Raw genomic sequence first — 2,760 nt, forward strand, 5'->3', positions numbered from 1 at the left:
AGTGTCTATATTATAAAACTAGTTATAGCGTTGTAGGTTTAAATATCTACTTTTCCATAGTAAATTATCACTATATTCCCATTATTTACAATATTTATACTAGTCTGATAAAATGGTAGGGCACTGTTCTTCTAGTAGAACAATGCACTATATAATTGGGGGGAATAAACAGGTGAAGAAGAAAAATACCTTAAAGGTCTTATCCAGCCTTGCTGCTAGTACAATGGTAGCTACGACCATGTTCGCAGGGGCTTTTGCTGGAAGTACGGTCGCACCTAAACCGGCATCAGCTGCAACAACCGTCTCATCGGCACCAATGGATTTGAATGTAGTCGATATGGATCGCCTAGGTAAAGCGCTTCAAAAAAGAGGGCTCATTGCAAAGAATGCAACACCTGAAGAAATCACAAAAGCAGCAAAGGCCTACATAGAGAAAAAACAGGGCCAAAAACCAGGTAAGGCAGAAAAGGGTCAAACTACGGAACAACAGGAAATGGACAAAAAATCAAAAGACTTTCTTACTAAACAAAAAGACAAGCTTGCTAAGCAGCTAGCCAAAGGTCATGAAAACTTTAAAAAGGGCAAGCCAAATGGGGCAGTTAAAGTAGATTCTGCGAAACAGGCTGCTTATAACGGAGATGTTCGAAAAGATGAAGTACTAGTTCTTTTAGTAGAGTATAAAGACTTTAAACACAACAATGTTGAGCAAGAACCTGGCTATATGTATGCCAATGACTTCAGTAAAGAACATTATCAAAAAATGTTATTTGGCGATCAAGATTTTACCCTTTTCAATGGTGATAAGGTAAAAACGTTTAAACAATATTATGAAGAGCAATCTGGCGGAAGTTATACGGTTGACGGAACAGTTTCAGATTGGCTGACTGTACCGGGAAATGCGGCCGATTACGGCAGCGATAACCCGGCAGGTGGGAACGATAATAAGCCAGGTACAAAAGGACCGCGCGGACTTATTAAGGATTCCTTAAATGCCGCTGTTGCAGCTGGAATAAACTTATCAGACTTTGATAACTTAGATATCTATGATATGGATGGAGATGGAAATATTAACGAACCAGACGGCTTGGTTGACCACTTGATGGTCATTCATGCAGGTGTTGGTCAAGAAGCAGGAGGCGGAGCGCTTGGTGATGATGCAATCTGGTCGCATCGCTGGACATTAAATGGCGTTTATCCTGTTGCCAATACAACAGCTTCAGTCGATTACTGGGGAGGAAAAATGGCTGCCTACGACTATACAGTTGAGCCGGAAGATGGAGCGGTCGGTGTGTTCGCGCACGAATATGGGCATGACTTAGGGGCTCCGGATGAGTATGATACTCAATACACTGGAAATGGTGATACTGTTGCCCAATGGTCCATCATGAGCGGCGGCAGCTGGAGCGGTCATATTGCTGGTACGCAACCGCCAAGCTTCTCCCCGCAAGTGAAAGAATTCTATCAAAAAACAATCGGTGGCAACTGGGCTAATATTTCTGAAGTAAACTATGAAGATATCGATAAAAATGGGCTTGCTGCCACTATTGATCAAAGTGTTACAAAATCAAACAATCCTGGAATCGTTAAGGTAAACCTACCTGAGAAAAAGGTTCCAGGTATTGCACCTGAATTTGGTACAAAATACTATTATAGTACAAAAGGCGATAACCTAAATACAGTACTTGAAACCCCTATGTTTGATTTAACAAATGCCACTTCTGCGCAATTTAATTACAAGCAGTGGTACGAGGTTGAATTCGACTATGACTATTTGGAGGTTAATGCAGTAACAGAAGACGGTCAGAGCACACTTCTTGATACTATTGGGGATGAAAATACAGCAGGCGGCCTAGATTCTTCACAAGGAAACTGGGTAGACAAATCACTTGATTTAAGTCAATTCGCAGGCCAGAAAGTGAAACTTGAATTCAATTATGTTACCGATGGCGGTCTTGCTCCAAACGGTTTTGCGCTTGATAACCTTTCATTAAATGTAGATGGTAAAGTTACATTCACTGACGATGCAGAAGGTACACCACAAGTTACATTAAATGGCTTTGAAGTATCTGATGGCTGGATCAAAAAACCTCATTACTATTACCTAGAGTGGAGAAACTACGCTGGTTCTGATACAGCTCTACAATTCTCTCGAGGATCAAAATATAATACTGGTTTAGTAGTTTGGTATGGTGACGATACCTTTACAGACAACTGGGGCGGCGTTCACCCAGGTGAAGGCTTCCTAAGCGTAGTAGACTCTCACCCTGAAGCACTTGTGTTTAAACTAAATGGAGTTGACTCTATTGCTCAAACAACTCGCTACCAAGTGGCGGATGCTGCTTTCTCATTAGACAAGTCACCTGCATGGAGTACTGATACACCAACACGCGGAATCTATGATTACAAAGGTCTTCCAGGTGTAACCGATTTTGATTCTACAAAATCTTATAGCAATACGGTTATTCCTGATGCCGGAGTTAAGGTTCCTGCACAGTATCCTATTAAGGTCCAAGTCATCGGCGAAGCAAAAGACAACTCTGCTGGTGCCGTTTGGATTCACAAATAAGGAAAAGAAAGAGACATTGGGATTTCCCGATGTCTCTTTTACATATATAGTTATTTCAAATGCTGCTCTAATACGGTGGTGCTAATGGAGTAGAAAAGAGATTTGAGAGGTATGACAGTTTAGACCTGTTCCTAACCCCTGAAGGCTCAAAGATAGGAGAGCTACGACAGATAAGAGCGAGTCTCAACCCACGA

The 2,760-nt window shown here is 41.6% G+C and carries 1 protein-coding gene; it reads left to right on the forward strand.

Features of this window, described 5'->3' with window-relative positions:
• Positions 1-142 precede the first annotated feature (142 nt).
• Positions 143-2,566, forward strand: coding sequence for an immune inhibitor A domain-containing protein (locus V7266_RS27125; RefSeq protein ID WP_335472328.1), 2,424 nt, complete (start codon positions 143-145; stop codon positions 2,564-2,566).
• The last annotated feature ends 194 nt before the right edge of the window (positions 2,567-2,760 follow it).

Origin of the sequence: Neobacillus drentensis (genome assembly GCF_036965645.1) — a bacterium.
Lineage (GTDB): Bacteria > Bacillota > Bacilli > Bacillales > Cytobacillaceae > Neobacillus > Neobacillus drentensis_D.